General features: G+C 43.0%; 14 protein-coding genes and 1 pseudogene. 5 read left to right on the top strand and 10 right to left on the bottom strand.

Annotated elements, in window-relative coordinates; all coding sequences use genetic code 11:
* Nucleotides 1–9: 9 nt before the first annotated feature.
* The 8 genes from ABM313_RS13575 to ABM313_RS13610 all read right to left on the bottom strand — a co-directional run bounded on the left by ABM313_RS13575 (nt 10) and on the right by ABM313_RS13610 (nt 11276).
* Nucleotides 10–1302: an ATP-binding protein gene (locus ABM313_RS13575; RefSeq protein WP_434683738.1), complete on the bottom strand. Its 1293-nt coding sequence runs from the start codon at nt 1300–1302 to the stop codon at nt 10–12.
* A gap of 97 nt (nt 1303–1399) precedes the next feature.
* Nucleotides 1400–1831 (bottom strand): DUF29 family protein, encoded by a 432-nt coding sequence (locus tag ABM313_RS13580; protein ID WP_434683739.1) that lies wholly within the window; start codon nt 1829–1831, stop codon nt 1400–1402.
* Between the two features lie 248 nt (nt 1832–2079).
* The gene (locus tag ABM313_RS13585) at nt 2080–4245 is read right to left on the bottom strand and encodes a molybdopterin oxidoreductase family protein (RefSeq protein ID WP_434683740.1); all 2166 of its coding nucleotides are present in this window, start codon (nt 4243–4245) and stop codon (nt 2080–2082) included.
* A gap of 14 nt (nt 4246–4259) precedes the next feature.
* Nucleotides 4260–6278, bottom strand: coding sequence for a nitrate ABC transporter ATP-binding protein (locus tag ABM313_RS13590; protein WP_434683741.1), 2019 nt, complete (start codon nt 6276–6278; stop codon nt 4260–4262).
* Nucleotides 6279–6355: 77 nt separating this feature from the next.
* On the bottom strand, nt 6356–7192 hold the full coding sequence (locus tag ABM313_RS13595) for an ABC transporter ATP-binding protein (protein WP_434683742.1): 837 nt from the start codon (nt 7190–7192) through the stop codon (nt 6356–6358).
* Nucleotides 7193–7271: 79 nt separating this feature from the next.
* Nucleotides 7272–8201 (bottom strand): nitrate ABC transporter permease, encoded by a 930-nt coding sequence (gene ntrB, locus ABM313_RS13600; protein WP_434683743.1) that lies wholly within the window; start codon nt 8199–8201, stop codon nt 7272–7274.
* A 93-nt stretch (nt 8202–8294) separates the two neighbouring features.
* Nucleotides 8295–9632 carry a CmpA/NrtA family ABC transporter substrate-binding protein gene (locus ABM313_RS13605; RefSeq protein WP_434683744.1) on the bottom strand — a complete coding sequence of 446 codons (1338 nt, stop codon included), beginning with the start codon at nt 9630–9632 and terminating at the stop codon, nt 8295–8297.
* 81 nt (nt 9633–9713) lie between these two features.
* Entirely contained in the window at nt 9714–11276 is a 1563-nt protein-coding gene (locus ABM313_RS13610) for a ferredoxin--nitrite reductase (protein WP_434683745.1), read from the bottom strand.
* Between the two features lie 271 nt (nt 11277–11547).
* Between ABM313_RS13610 and ABM313_RS13615 the strand changes: the two genes are divergently transcribed.
* The gene (locus ABM313_RS13615) at nt 11548–12285 is read left to right on the top strand and encodes a pseudouridine synthase (RefSeq protein WP_434683746.1); all 738 of its coding nucleotides are present in this window, start codon (nt 11548–11550) and stop codon (nt 12283–12285) included.
* A gap of 557 nt (nt 12286–12842) precedes the next feature.
* Complete coding sequence (locus tag ABM313_RS13620) at nt 12843–14006, top strand: helix-turn-helix domain-containing protein (protein ID WP_434683747.1); 1164 nt, start codon at nt 12843–12845, stop codon at nt 14004–14006.
* A gap of 65 nt (nt 14007–14071) precedes the next feature.
* Here ABM313_RS13620 and ABM313_RS13625 read toward each other — a convergent pair whose 3' ends face one another.
* Nucleotides 14072–14569: a bifunctional nuclease family protein gene (locus ABM313_RS13625; RefSeq protein WP_434683748.1), complete on the bottom strand. Its 498-nt coding sequence runs from the start codon at nt 14567–14569 to the stop codon at nt 14072–14074.
* Between the two features lie 285 nt (nt 14570–14854).
* Between ABM313_RS13625 and ABM313_RS13630 the strand changes: the two genes are divergently transcribed.
* The 3 genes from ABM313_RS13630 to ABM313_RS13640 all read left to right on the top strand — a co-directional run bounded on the left by ABM313_RS13630 (nt 14855) and on the right by ABM313_RS13640 (nt 17574).
* Complete coding sequence (locus ABM313_RS13630; protein ID WP_434683749.1) at nt 14855–15814, top strand: NAD(P)H-dependent glycerol-3-phosphate dehydrogenase; 960 nt, start codon at nt 14855–14857, stop codon at nt 15812–15814.
* 17 nt (nt 15815–15831) lie between these two features.
* Nucleotides 15832–16647: a sulfurtransferase gene (locus tag ABM313_RS13635; RefSeq protein ID WP_434683750.1), complete on the top strand. Its 816-nt coding sequence runs from the start codon at nt 15832–15834 to the stop codon at nt 16645–16647.
* Between the two features lie 63 nt (nt 16648–16710).
* Nucleotides 16711–17574 carry an Rpn family recombination-promoting nuclease/putative transposase gene (locus ABM313_RS13640; RefSeq protein ID WP_434683751.1) on the top strand — a complete coding sequence of 288 codons (864 nt, stop codon included), beginning with the start codon at nt 16711–16713 and terminating at the stop codon, nt 17572–17574.
* A gap of 7 nt (nt 17575–17581) precedes the next feature.
* Here ABM313_RS13640 and ABM313_RS13645 read toward each other — a convergent pair.
* Nucleotides 17582–17890, bottom strand: a pseudogene (locus tag ABM313_RS13645) (transposase); the annotation flags it as partial.
* Nucleotides 17891–17952 lie beyond the last annotated feature (62 nt).

The raw sequence follows: 17952 nt of genomic DNA on the forward strand, positions 1-17952 counted from the left end.
CGCAACGCTCTACGCCTCGATTAGTTTTTTCTGTTTCAGCAAATCCACCACAATCGGATGCACGTCATACCACAGCGAAGCATTCATATACTCCAATACCATCAAGCCATGTAAAAGTTTTACAAAACCTTCATTACTAGAATCCTCAGCTTCCGAAGTCTTGTATATCTGTACCAACAAATCATAAAGACTACTACCAATCTGCCGCGTAAAATCATGACGCAAATTCTGCAAGGCAGTATTGAGAATCTCTTGATCGATAATGATATCTTCGCGATCTGGCTCAATCTCAATTTGCACCATACATTCCGTACAACATTCTCGCGCAATCCTCACCAATTCCCGCATCACCCCACCACTCTTTAACACCATCTCACGAGCAGTTTGCGGCTCGATCAATCCATCAGGAATACGTTTTTCTAGTACTTCCAGAAATATATTTAGGTTTTTAGCAATTGGTTCCACTTCTGGATTACGGCGATCATCTTTTGGAAAAAACTTAGCCACAGGGAACAGATGCGGACGCACCACACCCTCAGAATTAAGAGCCCCCATTACTTGCGGCTCTTGAATTGCTGAAACAGGAATTGTAAACACAATCCGAATATGGGGTGAAAATAGAGCCTTGATATTATCGCGATAAATCTTTCCAACCAACGGCAGATCCAACTTATCCAAATCGTCAATGATTACAATTACAGTCTTCTTTGTCTTAATTTGAATGGCAGCCGCAAGACGATCAATTTTGCCCACTAGGTCAGAAAATTTTTTCTCAAAAGTTTTCTCTAACTCATCACGAAAAGAATGTTCCCTTTGCAATTTTGCCGTAAATACATCTAAAAATTCAACCTCAAATCCTAACTCCCCTATGGTTTCTTCGCCTTGCGTTTGCTTGCGAGTTGTCGTATTCCAACCTAAAACAGTTTGCTGGATATCTCCTGCGACATTTATGCCTAATTTTTTGGCATGACTAAGCATCAACAAAGCGATCGCGTACAAAATATTCGTATGTGTTACCGCCGTCATCTCGATCAGATCGGCGATCGAGAAAAACACCACATAATGTTGCTCGGACATTTCATTGGCTAATCGCTTCAACAGAGTTGACTTACCGCAACCACGATGCCCCGCAAAAATAAATTTGCCATTCTTTTCAGATGCCTCAATTTCGCGCCTCAGTCTAACCTTGACCTCTAGCCCATAATCCACCCGAAATTTTGCAATATCCTCGGCTTCAACTAGCGGGAACAGATCCAAGTCTTTATAAATTTGTTGAAATTTTGCGAGAAGTTCAAGATCCATAATTGCCGCAGATAATAGCTAGGTAAGCAAATAATGCCATCATACCAATGAAAGTAATAGCTAGAAAAATTACGATTTTTAGGATTTTGGCGATCGCTTATTCACCATCTGCCAAAATCAAGGCGATCGCTTGATCGATAATAGTATTGCGATCAACCATTGCGGCTAATTGTTGCACTGAATAACAACCACCAAAAGCCTCAGCCGCCGCACCTGATAGAGCAACTCGATAAGCATCATTGATTGCTTCCCTCAATTCCTCCATCGATAAATAATTGCCACCAGCTTTACGCCGACGATTGGTTTTTTGAATTTCATACACAGCATTCTCAATGGAAGCATCCCACGATCGCGTTGTTCTTCCTTCTGCTTGACGTTTGATTAAATGCAATAAGAGGATCTTGGAAAAGCTGGAGATTTTATTCAGCTTGTCGTCTTTGATCATTTCCGTCATTTCCTCAACCAACAGCAAAGCCTCATGGATATTGCCACCAAGTAAAAACCCCTTAAGTTCTAACAACTCTTCCATCGCATTCACCTCTTACCTCAGTTCATCGCAATTGTTATCAAATGTCGCTTTTACATTATTTACACCACAAAGTTTACTAATGCCTTCATTTTACATCAGCCACAGGAAAATGCTTTGGTCTACAAATCTACTCAGGCAACGTCAGTTCGACGAAAACAGCAAATGGTAAGAACCGCTTAGCGGTTCTTACCATTTGCTGCCATTAGCGGTGTTCTTCGCACGCCGCTAATGGCTATATCAAACTCATGCTAAGGCAAATGAACTAGGGCGATCGCCACCGCACAAGCCTTTAATTCTGGCTGCTTTGAGTCAGGATCAGCTTCAGGATGAGTGAGCGCATTTGCCTCTGCATGATCTGCCCAGAGAGTTCCCCAATGCATTGGCACAAATAATACGCCTCTTGAAATCGCCTCAGTTACCAGTGCAGGAAATTTGGAAGAACCACGACGCGATCGCACTTCTACTAGATCGCCGTTATGAATGCCAAACTTGTTGGCATCCTTGGGATGAATTTCGATAAAGGGATTGGGATGCATCTGACGGATTTTGTCAATGCGCCCTGTGCGGGTTTGCGTGTGCCAATGCCCGTATAGCCTACCAGTGGTGAGAATAAAGGGATACTGCTCATCAGGAGATTCAAACACACCTTGGGAATGATAAGCACCAAATCTTGCTTTGCGATCGCTGGTATGGAATTGCAAATCAGTATAGAGACGCTTGTGATGATTCTCGTCTTGTTCGGGATTTTGATCGGAACTGTTCCATTGCAGAGCGCCCATTTTAGCAAGCTTTGCATGGCTGATACCTGTCATATCGCAGGGGCGATCGCGAGTGATCTGCACAAACTCCTCATGAACATCAGCAGAAGTTTGGAATTGGAACTTGTCAGCAAAACCAAGGCGACGACCAACTTCAGCAAAAATCGCCCAATCATCACGGGCTTCACCGAGGGGGGGCTGAAAGGCTTGGCAGAGAGTAACACAGCGCTCGGAATTAGTCATTGTGCCAGTCTTTTCGCTCCATTGCGTAGCGGGGAGGAGAATATGAGCAAAAGCCGAGGTTTCAATTGGATAATATGCATCTTGATAAACGGTAAAAGGCGATCGCCTTAGCGCCGCTTTAGTGCGTACTAGATCGGGAAAACTAACGGCGGGATTTGTCGCGGCAATCCAGAGGAAATCTACTTCACCAGATTCCAAACCGCGAATCATATCCCAAGCTGTGCGCCCGACTTGGGCAGAAATTTGTCCAGATGGTAACCCCCAAAATGTTTCCAATTCAGCACGGTGTTGAGGATTAGTGACAAATCTATACCCAGGCAGTAAATGCGCTAAGCCCCCTGCTTCTCTGCCTCCCATCGCATTGGGTTGACCAGTCAATGAGAATGGACCAGCACCAGCTTTGCCAATTTGAGCTGTTAGCAAATGCAGATTAATAATGCATTGGACTTTGGCTGTGCCTTGAGTGGATTGATTGACACCCATTGACCAAATGGAGAGAACTCGTGGTGATTCTGCCCAATATTTAGCCGCTAGTTCCAAATCGTCAACATTAATGCCACAGCGACGCGCCACGAATTCGGGTGTATAGAGTTGCGTGATTTCTGCCAATTCGGCAAATCCATTGGTGTGTTGTTCAATAAATTGGCGATCGCATTTTCCCCATTGCAATAACAAATGGGCGATACCATTTAGTAAATCAATATCCGTCCCAGGTTGAATCGCTAAGTGGAGATCTGCAACCTCGGCGGTTTGGGTGCGGCGCGGATCGATGACGACTAGTTTTACATGGGAATTCTTTTTATGATGACGACGGAAGCGATTGAAAATAATCGGATGGCATTCGGCGGTATTTGTGCCGATCGCGAATAGACAATCGGTAATATCTAAATCTTCATAGCAACAGGGGGGACCATCGGAGCCAAAACTTTTGACATAGCCCGAAACTGCCGACGACATACAAAGCCGCGAATTAGCATCAAAATTATTGGTTCCCAAACAGCCTTTCAATAATTTCTGAGCAATGTAATAATCTTCAGTTTGAAATTGTCCCGAACCATACATACAGAGAGCATCTGCTCCCTTGGTAGCGATTACATGCTGCATCCGTGTAACGATCGCATCGAGAGCTTCATCCCAACTGACTTGGCGAAATTCGTCATCAAGGCGATCACGCATCATCGGATGCAATAGGCGATCCTTTTGAATTGATTCGGCAATTGTCGCACCCTTGACACAGACCATGCCTTGACTGGATGGATGAGCGCGATCGCCTCTAACTTTGAAGCGATCGGGAAATTTGACTGTTGGTTGATTAGTGGTTTCCACAATCTCCAAACCGCAACCAACACCACAATAAGGACAGAGGGTTTTGACGATTTGGGGTGTGGTTGAGGCAGGAATAGGTGCAGACATAGACAGTTATTGAGCTATTGACGAACAGCTACTTTTTTGGAGGCAAAACCTTTAATGGGATCAAAATAGCTAGTTTCCGTGAATTGTGAGTATGGCATAGATTGCAAAGCCGCGATCGGATCAGATGGATCAAAAACTGAACCATCGGCTAAAACAATTGGCGATTTATCCTCTTCGATAATGGGAATCTCTAATTCCTTCGCAGCTTGCTGATAAACATCTGTGGCAAGCAGGTTATAAATAACTTCTGCATGATTCTCTGGGAAATTGACTAATCCCCAACGCGCCATTTGTGCTAGCACCCATAACTGCTCTTTGCGTGATGGCATATTACCGACACCAAATTGACAGAAATCTTTCTCATACTTTGCTTCCATTGTATTGACCCGATAGGGTCCCGCAAATCCTGGACGAATATAGACAGGATCAAGATTGAGGTATTTCGGACTTGCCAAAGTCAGCACCACTTCGTCCCGATTTTCCAACGGTTCACAGAACTGAGATGCTTCTAATAGAGCCTTAACTAGCTCTAAATGGGTATTGGGATATTGTTCAGCCCAATCTTTACGAACACCTAATACTTTCTCTGGATGTCCACGCCAAATATCGAGATCCGTCGCTACCACAAAGCCAACATTACTATTGACCGCACGAACGTTCCAAGGTTCGCCCACGCAGTAACCGATGATATTATTTGCCATCAAGTTAGAAACCATCTGTGGCGGTGGAATCACGATGACATCCACATCTTGATCAGGCTGAATACCACCACTGGCTAGCCAATGCCGAAGCATCAAGTTATGCATTGAGGCATGGTGTACCATGCCCATTGCAGGATTATACGCATCTGCAAATTTATCGACATAGGCTTTTAGGGATGCGAGATCATGTACGCCCTCATCATGGAGCCTATTACTGAGGGTGATTGCATTGCCATTACGACTCAAGGTTAAAGAAGTAACTACAGGGACAGGAATCTTGCTACCCATGCCAAGGCTAATCGCAAGGGGCATCCCTGCAACCATTTGCGCGGCATCAAGACGACCTTCGCGAATTCCTTCCGCAAGATCATTCCAGCTATTTTCTTTGGAGAGAGTAACGTCTAGCCCATATTTGGCAAATAATCCTTTCTCTTGAGCAATTACAAAGGGAGCACAATCGGTGAGGGGAATGTAGCCAATCGTGAGATTGGTTTTTTCGATATTTCCCAAACTGATCGCTGCTGTATTCTTGTTTTTAGCGCGTTCAATTTTGATTTGCTTCTGACGATCGAGGAAGCTAACAACTTCACCTCTGAGTCGATAATAATTCGGGTGATTGACGGACTCAAGCCTTTTGCGTGGATGAGGTAAATCAACGGTGAGAACCTGACCAATTTTTGCTTCTGGGCCGTTGGTCATCATGACAATGCGATCGCTCAATAGCAAAGCTTCATCGACATCATGGGTAATCATTACCGCCGAGATTTTGCTTTCATCACAAATCTGCATTAACTTTTCTTGTAACCGCCCTCTGGTCAAAGCATCTAACGCCCCAAAAGGTTCATCTAGCAATAAAATTTTTGGCTTAATTGACAAGGCGCGGGCAATGCCCACCCTTTGCTTCATACCACCTGAAATTTCTCTGGGATATTTATCTGCCGCGTGACTTAACCCCACTAAATCAATATTTTCTTGAATAATGCGACGACGTTCTTCTTTAGGTAAATTTCTTAAAACCCGATTCACTGCTAAACCAATATTCTGCCTCACCGTTAACCAAGGTAATAGCGAATGGTTTTGGAACACCAACATGCGATCGGGCCCAGGTTCGTTGATTTCTCTCCCTTCCAAAACAATACCGCCAGCACTAGCTTTATCTAAGCCTGACAGAATATTTAAAACCGTTGACTTACCACAGCCTGAATGTCCAATAATCGAGACAAATTCGCCTTCTTTCATCTCAAAATAGACATCTTTGACAGCAACATATGGCTGCCCATTTTGGGTCTTAAAAACACGACTGACGTGATCGATTTCTAGGAATGCAGACATAATGGTTTGGTGATTGGTAATTGGTGATGGCGGATTGGAGATGCGTAATAGGTGATTATTTTTCCTTTTTCCTTGAACTACTCTGCCTCATCAGCAAGGGCAAAACGACTATATAGAAATTCAAGAATGTAGTTGCGAAGTGTGTAATAGCGGGGATCGTCAGAAATTGCTTTGCGATCGCGAGGACGTGAGAAGGGTATGTCAACTATTTCGGCTATATGGGCGGCGGGACCGTTGCTCATGAGGACAATGCGATCAGCTAAGAATAAGGCTTCATCAATGTCGTGGGTGATCATCAATGCGGTAACTCGATTGGCTCGCCATATTGATAGTAATTCTTCTTGCAACTCTTCGCGGGTCATTACATCTAACGCGCCGAAGGGTTCATCAAGGATTAGAACTTCAGGACGAATCGACAATGCCCTAGCGATCGATACACGCTGGCGCATTCCACCAGATAACTGTTTCGGCTTTTTATTCATTGCTTCAGTCAAGCCCACTAAAGCAAGACTATCTTTGGCTATCTTGGTCTTTTCTTCTTTAGATTTGTCGGTATAAACTTGCTTGACGGCAAGATAGACATTCTCAAAAGCAGTCATCCAAGGCAATAGGGAATAGTTTTGGAAGACCACCATGCGATCGGGACCTGGACGCAGGATTGGTTTTGACTTTAAGCAAATCTCTCCAGCCGTAGGTCTATTAAAACCCGCCACCATATTTAGCAATGTCGATTTACCACAACCAGAGTGACCAATAACGCAAATAAATTCGCCTTCATATACCGTTAAGTTAACGTTTTCGAGAACGGTATAGGGACCTCTAGCAGTTGGGTAAACTTTGGAAACTCCATCTATTACTAAAAAAGGGTCTTGATTTTTTTTCTGGTTGTTATCTGTAAGATCGAGGGTCTGCATAGTGATGTAGTAGTTTTTAATTAAGCGTTTTATACTGTCTAACAAAGTGGATTAATCCACTTGTTAGACAGTATAAATTTTACGAATCTGACTGAACAGTAAACTTACTAATGTAATAGATCAATTTGTCTAGTAAAAAGCCCACTAGTCCAATGTAAAACAAAGCAAGAATCAATTCACTACTTTTTTGGCTATTGTAGCTATCCCAAATAAAGAAGCCAATACCTACCCCACCTGTCAACATTTCCGCAGCTACAATCGCTAGCCATGATAGACCAACAGCAATACGCAACCCTGTAAAAATATAGGGAGCCGCCGATGGCATCAAAATGGTAATGAAGTAATCAAATTTGCTGAGGCGCAATACCCTCGAAACGTTACGATAGTCTTGAGGAACTTGCTGTACACCAACTGCCGTATTCAATAATATCGGCCAGATTGAAGTCACAAAAATCACAAACAACGCTGCTGCTTCAGTTACATCTAGACCGACAGATTTAAGAGATTCATTGACACCTTGAAAGGCGGACATAGCGATCGGTAGCCATGCAAGGGGGGGAATTGTCCGTAAAACTTGGAAAATTGGGTCAAAGGCTCGATATAAAAAAACATTTGTACCGATCGCAATACCAAAAGAAATACCAATAATTGCTGAAGCAGTATAACCAATTGCCACACGGCGTAAGCTCGTCAGTGTTTTTACACCCAAACCTTGCTCAATGGTGACTTTCTCTTTGAGGGCTTGACGCGCAGGGCTATCAATTTTTTCTTTGTCATTCACATCAAAGTAGTTGCGATCAAAAAATGGATGCCAGATATACTGCTGCGTCTCTTGCCAAACCTTTGTCGGTGGCGGCAAAGGAGGCTTAGCGCCAGAGCAGAGAATTTGCCAGATACCTAATAGAAATATTAGGGCGATCACTGGCGGAATAAGAAATTTTGCTTGTTGCTGAAACCATTCACCGATCTTGTTCGGGGTGAATTTGGAACTTAAGCTCCCTGCCGCCATTTTGGGTATCTCCTAAAACGTTAAAGATGAATATTTGAAATGATGACAAGGGGCTAAAGCCCCTTGTTAAAACCGTTGAGTTAGAGATAGTCTTTAAACCTTCTTGATCTTGAGTCCTTCCAAATAAGCTTTAGGATTCTCAGGATCAAACTTCACACCATCAAAGAAAGTCTCAATGCCGCGAGAAGTACTCTTAGGAATATCGGCTTCCTTACCGATCGCCTTGGCAGCCTCTTTCCAAAGATCTTCACGGTTTACCTTATCGACTAAAGCCTTAGAGTCTAAAGTCGCTTCAAAATAACCCCAACGGATATCTTCTGTAACAAACCAAAGGTCATGGCTCTTAAAAGGATAAGAAGCATTATCTTTCCAGAACTTCATTGACAAATCTGGGTTATCCAAAGTGCGTCCATCGCCGTAGTCCACCTTGCCCAACTGTCTACCCAAAATCTCCGCAGGTGGAACTTTAAACCACTTGTCAGCACCGACAATCTTGCACATTTCCTCTTTGTTAGCTGGATCTTCGCACCATACCTGCGCTTCCAAAACTCCCTTGAGTAGAGCCATTGCTGCCTTAGGATTCTTGTCAACCCAATCAGCCCGTAATGAAAAAGCTTTTTCAGGGTGATCTTTCCAAAGCTCACCTGTAATTAGGGCGGTATAACCAGAGTTTTGAGCAATTAGACGCGCATTCCAAGGTTCACCGACACAGAAAGCTTGCATGTTTCCCGCCTTCATGTTGGCAACCATTTGTGGTGGTGGCACAACAATTGTGGAAACATCTTTGTCAGGATCAACCCCATTAGCAGAAAGCCAGTAGCGCATCCAGAGGTCATGGGTTCCACCAGGGAAGGTCACCGCACATTTAACGTCTTTACCACCAGATTTGATTTTGGCAAAGCTTTCCTTGAGAGAGTCACTCTTGAGAGCAACTTTGAGGTCTTTAAACTCGTTGGCGATCGAAATTGCTTGTCCATTGGTATTTAGCCTTGCCAAAATATACATTGGCACTTTGTTACCGTTAGTAACCTTGCCTTCGGAAATTAGATAGGGCATAGGAGTTAAAATGTGAGCGCCATCAATTCCACCTGCATCGGAACCAAGCACGATATTGTCACGAGTAGTTCCCCAAGAAGCTTGCTTCAGAACTTCGACATCCTTCATGCCATATTTCTCAAAAAAGCCTTTTTCTTTGGCAATAATTAGAGGAGATGCATCGGTAAGCGCAATAAATCCTAATTTGGCTTTAGTAACTTCAGGGGCATCAGCAGCATTCACTGGAGCAGCCTTAGTAGCGGTAGGGCTAGGACTAGCGGCGGTTGTAGTTGTAGCCGTGGGGGTTTCACTGCTAGTACAAGCATTGATGGCGATCGCACCTACAGTAGAAAGTCCTGCGGTGGTTAAAAACTTGCGACGAGAGAACATTCCCATTTTTCAATTTCCTGATTTTTTGATTTGTTTTGATGTTTTAAATATTTGCTTCTCTCTAGCAAGACGCTAGAAAGATTTGGTTTAGCCAACGGCAACTAATTCGGCAGAGTTAGTGATCATTGCCCCATTCTGTTTGGGAACTGCACCGAAGCGATCGACAAGCAATTTGCCGACCACTTCGTACAGATCATCACAGGGAACCTTTTCCATAACACAAGTGCCAAGGTGAGCATCTTTGCCTACCGTGCCTCCCATGTAGATGTCTACACCATCAACCACCTTGCCATCTTTACGAGCTTTGCAACCCGTAAAGCCAATGTCAGCGACCTGTGGCTGGGCGCAGGAATTGGGGCAACCACTCCAGTGAATCCGTACTACTTTCGGTAAGTCGTAGGCGGCACTGAGTTGTCTGGTGAGTGCAAGGGAGCGATTTTTGGTTTCCACGATCGCCACAGGACAGAACTGATTACCCGTGCAGGAAACCAGTCCGCGCATCAGGTTGTCGGGCGCAACGGGAAACTTCTGAAGTAGAGACTCTTGCAGAAGTGCAGTGACTTTGTCATCACTGACATGGGTAATCAGAAGATTCTGCTCAACCGTGAGGCGCATATCACCATTGCCGTAAGTTTCGGCAAGACGTGCAAATTCATACATATCAGGCGCATACATGCGACCTACAGGAATTTGCAGTCCAACGTAATTTAATCCCGCTTGTTTTTGCTTATGGACACCGATATGGTCACGCTTTTCCCATTCAATTTCGTCCTTAGCGGCAGCAGATGCTAAAGGCTTGCCCATTTGCTTCTCAACTTCAGTGCGGAATTTCTCAATTCCCCATTCATCGATTAAATACATCAGACGAGATTTTTGGCGATTTTCGCGTAATCCATTGTCTCGGAATACAATCAGCAGAGCCTCGCAAAGAGCAACTACATCTTCAGGAGGAACCCAAACATCTAGGGGAATTGCAGCAGCGATCCGCTTTGATGAGAAGAAACCACCAACCAAAACATTAAATCCAAAAGTTTCTTTAGATTCTTCTTTAAAGGCAGGAACAAAGGCTAAATCGTTGATTTCGGCATGGGTGGAATTATCACGACAACCTGCGATCGCAATGTTAAACTTGCGCGGCAAGTTCGTAAAGGCAGGATTGCCTTCTCCATTATTGGTAAGTAAGTTTTGAACTTGGATAGCTAACTCGCGAGTGTCATAAAGCTCATTGGCATCAATACCCGCCACAGGTGAACCTGTAATATTACGGATGTTATCCATAGCTGACTGCACGCTAGTCAGACCAACAGATCGGAACTTATCGAACATTTCAGGAACATCTTCGATTAGAATACCGCGCATTTGAACGTTCTGACGGGTGGTGATATCAGCAACGCCATGCTCACCACACTTTTCGACTACCGAAGCCAGAACCCGCATCTGATCACTACTTAGCAATCCATTGGGAATACGCATTCTGACCATAAACCGACCAGGAGTACTTTTGCGAAAGAATACACCTAACCATTTCAAGCGGTGTTGCAAATCGTCATCGTCGATCGCTTCCCAACCAATTTCGGCAAAGCGAGCTATTTCGGCTTTGAGGGCAAGTCCATCTTTCGCTGCTTTAAGGTCTTCAATTTTGTTTGCCATGTTATTTATCCTTGGCTCATACTTGTGAAGTCTAGTTTTAGAGATCGCCGAGTGCAGCAAAATCCTAAATTTCCAGTTCTCAAGCGCTATTTCGACTTTGTATAGGATTTACACTACTTAACGTTTCGATCCCGATTCGTATAAGAAACTACATATTTTTAAACTTTATTTAATAATTGCAATGGTTTAATGCGTTAATCGCATAAGCACTTGCATTTTTAAATGAGCAAAGGCAGCACATCACGCCGTCTTTCCTTGCTATTATTTGGTTATGAGTGATCGCCTCCAAAAAATCCTCTCTAGACATGGTATTGCTTCACGAAGAGAAGCAGAACAGATCATTTTGGCAGGACGAGTTGCGGTAAATGGAAGAACTATTACTGAATTAGGAATGAAAGCCGATCCAGAGCGTGATCGCATTGAAGTTGATGGCAAGTTGCTCCAAACTAACGCTCCAGAATTTTTATATCTATTAATGAATAAGCCCACAGGTGTAGTCAGCACCTGCGATGATCCCCAAGGTAGAAAAACAGTTTTAGACCTTCTACCATCACAATATCAACAGGTTTATCCAGTGGGAAGGCTGGACTACAACAGTAGTGGGGCTTTGATTTTGACTAATGATGGAGATTTTGCAAACTATCTAATGCATCCTCGCCACCATGTCGCCAAAACCTATGAAGTCTGGCTCAAAGGTCTTCCTAGCCATCACATCATTAAACAATGGCAAGAAGGAATTGTTCTTGATGGTAAACTCACCCTCCCAGCCACTGTAAATATTCTGCAAATTGAACGGAATAAATACCAAACCCCACGTACGCAATTGCAGATAATTTTGTCAGAAGGTCGTAATCGCCAGATTCGGCGCGTAGCTGAAAATTTAGGTCATCCTGTTCTGGCTTTACACCGTGTAGCGATCGCAAATATCGCCCTTGCAAATCTCAAAACAGGTTCTTATCGACTATTAAGCGATGATGAAATTAAGACTTTATATCCAATCCAATTTTGATATCCCTAAAGGTTGTGAGAGTGCGCTCCGAAGGGGCGCACTCTCACAACCTAATCTTAATGGGAGTTTGATATAGCCATTTGCGTCGTGCGAAGCACGACGCAAATGGCAAAAAACTGACGTTATATTAATCTCACAAATGAAATAGGATTGATATATAGCAGTCCTAAATGGTTTGTGGAAGGACATCCCTTCGGGATGTCCTTCCACAAACCCAAAAAATCCACAAATGATATAGGACTGATATATAACCATCAATTGTTATAGCAAAACTAAAAACCTAGAAAAAGTTGCGCTGCTTCGCCCCGCAACTTTTTCTAGGTTTTTGTGTCTTGACTTGACTAAATGCAACAACAAAATCGTGGCAAAGCAAAGCTTTTATTGAAAAATTGTTTTTTATCTCAGTACAAATCACAGTAAGCAATATAGCCCTTGATATATAATAAAAAGTGAAGTAATTTGCTGTGAAAACTTTGCAGAATGTTATATTACTTTAGGTTAGGTAATATAATTACATCAGATTATTTAAATCGCCAACGACGCTCTACATAGAACTTGTGGTTGTCCAAGTTCGACTGAAAGCCAACTTGAAGTCAGTCAGTCCAATCTCTTCCTACATGTCTGTGAGTATTGTGAATATTACAACCTCGAAGCAAGCAGAGAAATTAGCAGAAATCGGAGCGCAATTTAAGCGAATTCGAGAAGATAAGGAGCTATCAATTCCACATCTAACTGCGACTACATTAATTTCTGAGCGCTATTTGCGAGCGATCGAAGATGGTCAAATGGATTCATTACCTGAACCTGTCTATGTGCGTGGATTTATCCGTAAGTATGGTGATGCTTTGGGGGTTGGGGATCTTTCAGAAGATTTTCCTCTAAACCCTGTTTTACCTGAACAAAAGTGGGCAGGTAGTGCTGCGGCTGAACTCCGTCCCCTGCATCTGTATGCTCTATATGTTGGTGTGATCGCAGGAGCCGTCAGTTTGTTAGCAACATTCCTCAACTCGCCTGAGGCTAACAAGATTAATGACAATCAAACTAATTTTGGGGATGCTGCTCAAATAGTTTCCGCAAAGCCAAATAAGGTGACCGAGCCGACAGAAGTTTTGTTACCCAAAATTGGCGGTTTAGAAGTTTTGCGCCAAACAGGGTCAGTAGCAGTCGCCATGACAACGCCCGCATCCGCTTCTCCAATTACTTTACCAATAGAAGTCAAAAAACAAGATCTTCCCACAGATATCCTCAATAAGCCACAGACTCCAGTTAACTCTGCTAGTAGCACAACTCCAAACCTTAACAAGATGCTCCTAGCTTGGGCAAACAGTAGTATTGTGTCGGATAACCTATCTCCCAATAGCGCTACGCTTGCCAACAGTAATTTTGAATTTGTTGGCAATAAGCCGGTTAATGTCGGTATTGTTATGCAAGGTGAATCTTGGCTAAGGATTACTGTCGATGGACAAACCGAGTTTGAAGGCGTACTTAATGAAGGTAAAAAGTTAGCTTGGTCTGGCGATCGCCAAATTTCTATTCGTGCGGGGAATGCATCGTCAGTAGCTCTTACCTATAATAATCAACCAATTAAAGTACTTGGAAAGGAAGGTGAAGTCGCAGAAAGACTATTTGGGGCTAATCAAGCAAGTAGTAGCAGAGCGTCTAATGATGTGAGATTACGTGGACTTGTAGAAGTGATGTCTAACAGAAATTCAAGTAATTAATTCTACTAGCTAGAACCCAAAAGGCATTGAAAAAACTTGCTTTACAAGTTTTTTCAATGCCTTTTTTAATTGCTCTCAAGCCCACTTTTTTTAACTAATTCTTCTGGCGTAAGTTTGGCTAAAAATTCACGAAATGCTCTTCTTTCGGCTTCATCTGCATCCTGATCCACAGGAATCGAAGCTTCGAGAATCACCTCTTCCATCACCCAGATTGGACATTTTGCACGAACGGCGATCGCGATCGCATCACTAGGGCGTGCATCTATTTCTTTTTTAATATCTCCCTGAGAAACCGTAATCACAGCATAAAAAGTACTGTTTTTAAGTGCATGAATGACTATTCGCTCAACCGTTATACCCCACGCATCCAAGAAATTTAGCATGAGATCATGGGTCATTGGGCGCTCTAGCGGTCTACCATCTAACGCCCCAATGATTGCTTTAGCTTCTGCTTCACCAATCCAAATCGGCAATGCTCTCCGTTCTAAAGTGTCTCGTAGTAGGACGATAGGATTACGGCTCACAGCATCAATAGCAATCCCAGCCACATTCATTTCGATCATTATTGCTATCCTTCCTCAAGAAATGAGCGAAAGTACCCCTCATCCATCAAAGCTCTTGATGTGATATTGATAATTAAAGACGATCAATATCTAACTAGCAAGAGTTTTAGTGCTTGACAGGCTTTTGCACGCTATTATATCACCGTCGTGATCTGGAGTCTGGCTGCTAGTCTTGTTTTTGCTAGTGCTTGACTTTTTATGACGGGCGACTTTGCCGTCCCTCATAAAATGGGTTCTTGATTAAGTTGCCGATCCCTTGTCGCAAATATCAACCAAGTAAGCATTATGACAATTGCTATCCAAACAACTACCAAAAACATGAAATCAGACTTCAAAAATGTGACGATCATTGGCTCTGGTGCGTGGGGATCAGCACTCGCAACTCTCGTTCAAACCAATCAACATCATGTGCAAATTTGGTCTCGCCAAAGTCAATTACCCCTATCAGAGATGGTTAGTAATAGTGATGCCATCGTCTCCGCAGTATCGATTAAAGGGGTAAGAACGATCGCCGAAAAATTACGAACAGCAAAACTTCAGCCCCATGCAGTTTTAGTCAGCGCTACTAAGGGGCTGGAGCCAATTACCAGACAAACACCATCACAAATTTGGCGATCGATACTTCCTGATCATCCCCTTGTAGTGTTATCGGGGCCAAACCTTTCTAAAGAAATCATGATGGGACAACCTGCGGCAACGGTGGTAGCAAGTACTGATGCATCCGCAGCCCAATTTATTCAAAATATTTTTGCGTCCAGAAATTTCAGGGTCTACACAAATTCTGATCCCATCGGTGTGGAATTGGGCGGAACACTCAAAAATGTAATTGCGATCGCCGTTGGTGCTTGCGATGGCTTAAACCTTGGTACAAACGCCAAATCTGCATTAATTACGCGATCTCTAATTGAAATTATTCGCGTTGGCGTTTACTTTGGGGCGCAGCCTGAGACATTTTGGGGCTTATCAGGATTAGGAGATCTTTTAGCAACCTGCAATAGCAATCTTAGTCGTAATTATCAAGTTGGCTATGCGATCGCACAGGGTATGAGTCTGGAAGAGGCGATTGCAAATGTGCAGGGTACGGCTGAAGGGGTAAATACAGCGAACGTGTTAATCGAAATTAGCGATCGTGAAAAAATTAATGTACCCGTATCACGTTATGTTTATCGATTACTGCAAGGAGAAATTACATTACAACAAGCAGTTGAAGGACTAATGGAACGCGATCTCAAACCAGAGAATTAGATATTTATCTTAAAACTATGAATAATCTGCATGTTGTTTCTGCTAAATGGCTCCACGAAAATCTTCATGATCCTCAAGTGGTTATAGTGGATTGTCGGTTTTCATTAATGGATATAGAACTAGGTCGTAAGCAATATCAAGAAAATCACATCGAAGGTGCTTACTATCTTGATCTCAATTTCGACCTGTCTAGTCCTGTGCAGAAGCATGGTGGTAGACATCCTTTACCCAATGCTGCTCAATTAGCCGAAAAGCTTTCGCAAATTGGCATAACTTCAGGCGAAACAATGGTAGTTGCCTATGATGACTCGCGATTTGCTTTTGCCTCAAGACTATGGTGGCTTTTGCGATATATGGGACATGAGCAAGTAGCAGTTTTAGATGGTGGCTTTGCAGGATGGCAAGCACCAAACTATTCCGTTAGTTCAGAGATTCCTCAACAGAGAGTTGGGAAGTTTATTCCTCAATTACAAACTAACTGGGCTGTTGATATTGAAACTGTCAAAGCAAGAAAAGATTTGCCAGAAGTAGTTTTAATTGATTCGCGAGAAGGAGATCGCTATCGGGGTGAGCGCGAACCCATCGATCCGATCGCTGGTCATATCGAAGGTGCAGTTAATTATCCTTGGATGGAAGTTACTAATGAGAAGGGTTTTGTGGTTTCTAATCAAAGCGATCGCTGGCAGGAAATAAAAAATGTTCAAGAAGCGATCGTCTATTGCGGCTCAGGTGTTACAGCTTGCGTGAATTTGCTATCGCTGAAACTAGCAGGAATTGAAACAGGCAAGCTCTATGCAGGTAGTTGGAGTGATTGGTGTTCCTATTTAGTCTGAATTGAGGATAAAGGCGATCGCTAGCTTCTCAAACTTGTTCAAATGCAATGCTAATATTTGGTGATGTTTGACAATATTTGCAAATTCCTTGCCGAAACTTATTCTACCGACATTGCCTCATGGCTCTTTGGTGAGCCGATCCTGCTGACTCAAGTCCAACCTCAAGAGCTAGCAGTTGAGCCAATTCGTGCCGATAGTTTGATTTTGCTAGAAGCAGAAGGGTTGCTACTGCATTTAGAATTTCAAACTAAAGCCGATCCACAAATTCCGTTTAGAATGCTGGACTATTGGGTACGCGGCAAAAGACGCTTTCCTGATAAAAAGTTGCGTCAAGTTGTGATTTACCTGAAGGAAACAAGTTCAGACGTAGTTTTTCAAGATAAGTTTGAGGAAAGCACAACTCACCATGCATTTGAAGTGATCAGGCTATGGGAACAACCCCTTGCTAATTTTTTAGAATTTACGGGTATGTTGCCCTTTGCTATACTTGTAAATGATGGTAATAATAAAGAGCGCTTATTACAAGATATTGCCCTAAAAATTGATCAAATCCCTGAGCCAAATACTCGCCAAACTATAGGATCTGCAACTTATGTATTGGCTGGTCTGGTTTTAGAAGAAAATGTCATTAAGCAAATTTTGAGGAGAGACATCATGCGTGAGTCTGTAACATATCAAGCAATTCTTCGTGAAGGTCGCCAAGAAGGTCGCCAAGAAGGTCGCCAAGAAGGTCGCCAAGAAGGTCGCAAGGAAGCGTTAGTGACGATTGTGTTAAGATTGCTGACCCACAAGTTTGGGACTTTGCCACCAAAGCTACATACAAGAATTACGCGATTACATATCCCTCGTTTAGAGAGTCTTGCTGAAGCGATTTTGGATTTTCAGAGTATTGCGGATTTAGAACTTTGGTTTAGCAAGAAAAACTAGTAGACAGTCAAGTAATTATTGACGGATAGAGGCGATACAATTTAATTCGAGCATCAGCAGTAGTAAATTGCCAGTTAACTTTACAAGAGAGAGAATTTCTGCAATTTTGCCAAGCTGAGATTTCCTGAATCAAAAGCTGTTTATCAGGAATACGACGGTCGAGACATTGGCGATTTAAAACACTCAACTCAATTTCAGCCATGTTTAGCCAACTACCATGTTTAGGAGTGTAGTGAAATTCGATTTTGTCCAGAATTCTTCTGGCTTCAGAAGGCAAAAAAGCCTTGTAAAGAGATGCTTTAACGTGAGTATTTAGGGCTTACTGAAAAAGCAAGAAAAGCATACAAGCAAAGGTTTCTAAGGAGAACGAAAACAGAT

This window comes from Pseudanabaena minima str. Chao 2107, from assembly GCF_051131155.1.
Classification (GTDB): domain Bacteria; phylum Cyanobacteriota; class Cyanobacteriia; order Pseudanabaenales; family Pseudanabaenaceae; genus Pseudanabaena; species Pseudanabaena minima.

What these genes read in the sequence shown, in the direction of transcription:
- ABM313_RS13610 (WP_434683745.1), bottom strand. Translation starts at nt 11,276, where the DNA reads ATGGCAAACAAAATTGAAGACCTTAAAGCAGCGAAAGATGGACTTGCC.
- ABM313_RS13590 (WP_434683741.1), bottom strand. Translation starts at nt 6,278, where the DNA reads ATGTCTGCATTCCTAGAAATCGATCACGTCAGTCGTGTTTTTAAGACC.
- ABM313_RS13625 (WP_434683748.1), bottom strand. Translation starts at nt 14,569, where the DNA reads ATGATCGAAATGAATGTGGCTGGGATTGCTATTGATGCTGTGAGCCGT.
- ntrB (WP_434683743.1), bottom strand. Translation starts at nt 8,201, where the DNA reads ATGGCGGCAGGGAGCTTAAGTTCCAAATTCACCCCGAACAAGATCGGT.
- ABM313_RS13615 (WP_434683746.1), top strand. Translation starts at nt 11,548, where the DNA reads ATGAGTGATCGCCTCCAAAAAATCCTCTCTAGACATGGTATTGCTTCA.
- ABM313_RS13630 (WP_434683749.1), top strand. Translation starts at nt 14,855, where the DNA reads ATGACAATTGCTATCCAAACAACTACCAAAAACATGAAATCAGACTTC.
- ABM313_RS13575 (WP_434683738.1), bottom strand. Translation starts at nt 1,302, where the DNA reads ATGGATCTTGAACTTCTCGCAAAATTTCAACAAATTTATAAAGACTTG.
- ABM313_RS13585 (WP_434683740.1), bottom strand. Translation starts at nt 4,245, where the DNA reads ATGTCTGCACCTATTCCTGCCTCAACCACACCCCAAATCGTCAAAACC.
- ABM313_RS13580 (WP_434683739.1), bottom strand. Translation starts at nt 1,831, where the DNA reads ATGGAAGAGTTGTTAGAACTTAAGGGGTTTTTACTTGGTGGCAATATC.
- ABM313_RS13605 (WP_434683744.1), bottom strand. Translation starts at nt 9,632, where the DNA reads ATGGGAATGTTCTCTCGTCGCAAGTTTTTAACCACCGCAGGACTTTCT.
- ABM313_RS13635 (WP_434683750.1), top strand. Translation starts at nt 15,832, where the DNA reads ATGAATAATCTGCATGTTGTTTCTGCTAAATGGCTCCACGAAAATCTT.
- ABM313_RS13595 (WP_434683742.1), bottom strand. Translation starts at nt 7,192, where the DNA reads ATGCAGACCCTCGATCTTACAGATAACAACCAGAAAAAAAATCAAGAC.
- ABM313_RS13640 (WP_434683751.1), top strand. Translation starts at nt 16,711, where the DNA reads ATGTTTGACAATATTTGCAAATTCCTTGCCGAAACTTATTCTACCGAC.